Below are 4,845 nucleotides of genomic sequence, written 5' to 3'. Positions count from 1 at the left end.
AGAGGCTTCCGCGCCGTGACCCGCACCCCGGTGCACCGTCACTGGTCGTGCGGGTCCAGGCTCGGAACGCGGAGGCGCCGCTGGGCGCGCCGTCCCGTGTGCCCACCCGTCCCGCCCCAGCGGGACGATTGCCCACACGGCGGCGGGGCACCGCCCGCCCGGGTGCGGGGGCCGGTAGCGTCAGGCGCGGTCGTAGTCGTCTGTCAGTTCGCGGCAGCGCTTCACGTCGCCCGCCATAGCCAGCAGCAGATCGTCCAGCGTGTCGAACTTGAGCATGCCCCGCACGTACGCCAGGAAGTCCACGGCCACGTGCAGCCCGTACAGGTCGAGGCCCTCGCGGTCGATCGCATACGCCTCGACCGTCCGCTCCGTGCCGTCGAACTGCGGGTTCGTGCCGACCGAGATCGCCGCCGGCATCCGCTCCCCCGCGGCCGTCAGCCAGCCCGCGTACACGCCGTCCGCCGGGATCGCCGTGTGCGGCAGGGTCTCGACGTTGGCCGTCGGGAAGCCGAGCTCGCGGCCGCGCTGCGCGCCGCGGACGACGATGCCCTCGACCCGGTGCGGACGGCCGAGGATCTCGGCGGCGCCGGTCATGTCGCCCTCGGCGACGAGGCGGCGGGTGAGGGTGGAGGAGAAGGGCTCGCCGCCGCCGGCGGCCCCGCTGACGTACAGGTCGATGACCTCGACCTCGTAGTCGTAGGTGGCGCCGAGCTCGGTGAGGAACGCGACGTTGCCCGCGGCCCGGTGGCCGAAGCGGAAGTTGGGGCCCTCGATGACGGCCTTCGCGTGCAGCTTGTCGACCAGGACCTTCACGATGAAGTCGGCCGGGGACAGCTGCGAGAACTCGGCGGTGAACGGCAGCACGAGCACCGCGTCCACCCCGAGCTCCGCGATCAGCTCCGCGCGCCGGTGGTGCGGGGCGAGCAGCGGCGGGTGGCTGCCGGGCCGCACGACCTCGGAGGGGTGCGGGTCGAAGGTGACGACGACGGAGGGGATCCCCAGCTCCCGGGCGCGCTCGACGGCACGCCCGATGATCAGCTGGTGTCCGCGGTGCACCCCGTCGTAGGAGCCGATGGTGACGACGCTGCGTCCCCAGTCCTGGGGGATGTCCTCCAAGCCACGCCAGCGCTGCACTGTGACCGCTCCTCGTCCGCCTGTTCGCCCTGTTCGCCTTTACGCAGGTCTAAGACTGCCATGTCCACGGCCGTCGGTACGCATCGGCATGGCAGTGCCGGGACTCCGCAGCGCCTGGAGGGTCCCCGGACCGAGCAGCGGAACCCAGTCGGCGGGGTCGGCGACCGTCCATGTGGCGAGGAGCACGGCGAAGGCGGGCACCTCGACGACGGCCCCGGCGAGGGCCCGGTCGAGCCGCCACGCGCCCTCGGGGGTACGGGCGCACAGGGCGCCGGCCCGGTGGAGGAGCTCCCGGGTGCGGGGCACGCTGCGCCGCTCCGCGCCCTCGGCGGCGGCCCGCAGGAGGGCCTCGAGGACGGACAGCTCGCCGGTCTCGGCCTCGTACCGCTCGTGCTCCAGGAGTACGTCGAGCAGCTCGGCCCGCAGATGGCGTGAGGCCCCGGTGCCGGGGGCGGCGAGGACGGGGGCGAGGGCGCGCCGCAGTGGGGCGGGGCGGCCCCGGATCAGGCCGGTGACCAGCGGGAAGAGGATCGCTCTCGCGGCCGGGCCGTCCTCGAGGCGGCGGTCGACGAAGGCGGCGACGAGGGGCGCGCCCTCGGGGTGGCGGGCGGCGTAGTCGCGGACGAGGGCGGCGATCCGGCGGGCGAGGGCGGGCGTGTCGACCTCGGCGAGGGCCAGCAGGGTGGTGGCCGGCACCTCCCCGGTGCCGATCAGCCGGGCCCGGAAGCCGATGAGGACCTCTTCGGGGTGGGTCGCGAGGGCCTCGGCGAGCGCCGGCGCGGGCACCCGGGGTTCGGCGAGGGCGCGCGGGAGGTGCCGGGCGCGGCTGTGCGGGTCGCGGACGAGGAGGCCGAGGGCGGCGCCGTGGAGGGTCTGGTCGCCGGGGCGGGCGAGCAGGGCGAGGGCGGCGTAGCGGAGGAGCTCGCGGTCGGCGGAGGTGGTGACGTGTGCGGCGACGAGCTGTCCGTACGCGGCGGCCGCGACGCGCCGCTCCGGGCGCCCGTCGTCGTGGGCCCAGCGGTCGACGGCCCGGCAGAGCGCGGAGGGCTCGTCCCGGGCGAGGGCGGCGAGGAGGCCGTCGGCGAGCGGGTGTGCGGTGGCGACGAGCGCCTCGCACAGGTCGTCGACGGCGAGCGCGCGGTGGCTGTGCAGGAGGGCCTGGGCGGCGCCGGCGACGGCGGGCCGGGGGTCGCCGAACCAGCGGCAGAGGAGCGGCTGGACCCCACGGGGGTCGGCGACGAGCATGCCGGCGACGGCGTCGAGGCTCCGGCCGCTTCCGTCCGTCCCGCCGGCCGGTGGCGGGTCGGCCGGGACCAGGCGGCGCAGGAGGTCGATGCGTTCGTCCTTGCCGAGGGGGAGGTCCAGCCAGAAGGCGGGGCCGAAGGAGGCGAACACCGGGTGGCCTTCGGGGCGGGACCCGATCAGGTCGGCGAGCAGCCGCAGGACGGGGAGGTACGGGCGCGGGTCCGGCAGGCGCCACACGCTCTCCCGCAACAGCCGCGCAGCCCACCAGGCTCCGTCCCCGCCGTGCCCGTCGCCGCCGTGCCGGTCCCGCGCGTGCCTGCCCCCACCCTGCCCGTCCCCGCCGTGCCCGTCTCCACTCTGCCCGTCCCCGCCGTGCCCGTCCCCGCCGTGCCCGTCCCCGCCGCGCCCGTCCCCCGCGAACCGTCCGAGTGCCTCCGCGAGCCCCGCGAGTCGCGGTGCGAGCCCGGCGGGGCCCCGCTCGCGGTGCAGCAGCAGCAAGGCCTGGAGCACGGGCCCGATCCGATGGCGGGGAACGGGCGGCAGCTCGGCGAGGGCGTCCGCCGGGCCCGCCGCCCGGTCCCCGTCGCGCCCGTGCACGAGGGCGTCGAGCGCCGTGTCCAGGTCCAGGTGGGCCGCCTGGACCCAGTCGGCGAGTTCCTCGTGGGCAAAGCGGTAGCCGGAGCCCGCCGGGACGAGGAGGCCCTCGGTGAGGACCGCCGAGGCCCAGCCCTCGCGCCAGGGGAAGAGCTCTTCGAAGGAGGCACGGTCGAGGACGCCGTGCCCGGGGCCGAGGCACCGGCGGGCCGCCTCGTGGAGCCGGCCGGTGACGCGCGCGGCGAGCCGGCGGACGGCCGTCCCCCGCGGGAGGGGGCGCGAGCCCGCGGCGATCCGCACGGCGGCCCGCAGGCACATCAGGTCCAGGTAGGCGGTGAAGATCTCCTCGCGCCCCGGCCGCCCCGGCACCTCCCCGGGCAGCGCCGCGCGCACCTCGGCGAGCAGCCGCAGGGCGAGCGGGTGCCGGGCGTCCGCCGGGGCGAGGTCCGTCTCCTCGATCCCGTACCCCTCGCGTACGGCCCGGGCCTCCGCCTCGGAGTACGGCCCGAGGGCGAGCGCGGCGGGCAGGCCGTCGCCGGGGCCCGTCGCCGGGCGGTGCAGGGCTCCCGGGGTGTAGAGCGTGCCTGCCTGTTCCCAGTGCTCGGGGCGGCAGGCGGTGACGAGGTGGACCTGGTGGGCGCGGAGCCACTCCTCGGTGGCCTTCGTCCAGTCGGCGAGCCGGTGGGCGAGGAGCGGCGGCATCTCCTCGGGGCCGTCGAGGACGACGAGGAGCGGGCGGCCCGCGTCCCTGGCGAGGGCGGCGGCCCGCTCCGGGGTCGCGGTGGTGGTGTCGCCGAGCGCGCCGGAGGCGGCGACGATCCGGCCGGCCTGGTGCAGGGCGCGGCCGACGGCGTCGGCGAGCGACTGGTCCTCGGCGCGCAGGTCGGCGCCGCGCAGCCGGACGGTGGGCGCGGGTGCGACGCCCCGGGCGCGGCGGGCGCAGAGCGCGGCGAGGGCGGTGGTGCGCCCGGTGCCGGGGGCGCCGACGAGGGCGAGGACGGGGGTGTCGCCGGCCGTGAAGCGGGCGAACTCGCGGACGCAGTCGGGCCGTTCGACGGGTTCGGGCCAGGGGTCCGGGTCGCGTACGGGCCCGGTGGAGGTGGCGGTGAGCTCCAGGATCGCGGCGAGGTTGAGGTCGGGTCCGTAGGCGGGGACGGTGGCCGCGTTGCGCCGCAGCAGGGCGGTGAGCGGTCCTGCGGCCCGGAGCGGGACGGCGTATCCGGCGGCCTGGCGGTCGCCGCGCAGGGCGGTGCCGAGGACGGCGAGGACGGTGCCGGTGACGGTGTCGAGGACGGGTCCTCCGGCGGCCGGTCCGCCGCGGCGGAGCGCGTCGGCGCCTTCGGTGCCGATGGCGAGCTCGAGGGCGTCGGCGAGGGCGTGGAAGCGGTCGGCGGCGGTGTACGTGACGGAGGCGGGGCCGAGGACGCGGGCCTCGCGCCAGCCCTGGGCGGCGATCCGCACGTACGTGCCGGGTTCGATCTCGGGCCGGGTCGCGAGCGGCAGGGGACGGCCGCCGAGTCCTTCGGTCCGTACGAGCGCGAGGCCGCTCTCGGGCAGCGCGGTGACGGCCTCGGCCTCGGCGAGCCAGGTCCGGTCGCCGGGGGCGTGCAGGACGACGCGGCTGAGCCCGTCGACGGCTTCGTGGCTGGTGACGACCGTGCCGTGGTGGTCGGCGAGGAAACCGGTGCCGCGTGGCCGGCCCGCCGGATCGCAGATGCGCACCAGCGTCGCCAGGTCCCCGCTTCCCATGGTGTCGACGGTAGGCGGCCGGTGATCACCCGGAGGCGCTCACGGGAAAACGCGCCCCCCGACACTCCCCCGTTCACTCCGAGCGCCTCCCCGATGGGGTGAATTTCGGCGGCTCTGCGGGAC

Annotated in this window: 2 protein-coding genes; both read right to left on the bottom strand. The window is 77.3% G+C overall.

Features of this window, described 5'->3' with window-relative positions; genetic code table 11:
* Window positions 1–180: 180 nt before the first annotated feature.
* Entirely contained in the window at window positions 181–1,134 is a 954-nt protein-coding gene (locus ACWGN5_RS41680) for a bifunctional riboflavin kinase/FAD synthetase (protein ID WP_453524216.1), read from the bottom strand.
* 39 nt (window positions 1,135–1,173) lie between these two features.
* Window positions 1,174–4,722 (bottom strand): trypsin-like peptidase domain-containing protein, encoded by a 3,549-nt coding sequence (locus ACWGN5_RS41675; protein ID WP_453524214.1) that lies wholly within the window; start codon window positions 4,720–4,722, stop codon window positions 1,174–1,176.
* Between the last annotated feature and the right edge of the window lie 123 nt (window positions 4,723–4,845).

Source organism: Streptomyces sp. NPDC055815 (assembly GCF_053616475.1).
The sequence above is the reverse complement of the archived record's forward strand: the minus strand, read 5'-3'. Positions and strand labels throughout refer to the sequence as shown.